The sequence below is a fragment of the Staphylococcus sp. EG-SA-2 genome (assembly GCF_017152085.1).
In genome coordinates, this window is record NZ_JACYHC010000009.1 from 1 (window position 1) to 583 (window position 583).

Consider the following 583-nt stretch of genomic DNA (forward strand, 5'->3'; position numbering starts at 1 on the left):
ACTGAAAAGGATCCTAACATTCGCGAACAATATAAAGAAATTACGCCTATGTTAGATTTAGCACAAGATTTATCTAATCGTTTGATTCAAATGAGAAAACGACGTGGTGAAATCGATTTTGATATTAATGAAGCAAAAGTATTAGTTAACGAAGACGGTATACCAACAGATGTTCAATTAAGACAACGTGGCGAGGGTGAACGTCTAATTGAATCATTTATGTTAATTGCAAATGAAACAGTTGCTGAACATTTTAGTAAGTTAGATGTACCTTTTATTTACCGAGTGCATGAGCAACCTAAATCAGATCGCTTAAGACAATTCTTTGATTTTATTACAAACTTTGGCATCATGATTAAGGGTACTGGCGAAGATATTCATCCAACAACACTTCAAAAGGTTCAAGAAGAAGTAGAAGGTCGACCTGAACAAATGGTCATTTCAACAATGATGTTGCGTTCAATGCAACAAGCGCATTATGATGATGTGAACTTGGGACATTTTGGCTTATCAGCTGAATATTATACGCATTTTACATCACCAATTAGACGTTATCCTGATTTAACAGTTCATCGTTTAATCC

The 583-nt window shown here is 34.6% G+C and carries 1 protein-coding gene; it reads left to right on the top strand.

Going from position 1 to position 583, the window contains the following annotated elements; all coding sequences use genetic code 11:
- A partial coding sequence (locus tag IDG60_RS00050; RefSeq protein ID WP_206160329.1) for an RNB domain-containing ribonuclease occupies positions 1-583 on the top strand: 583 nt, incomplete at both ends.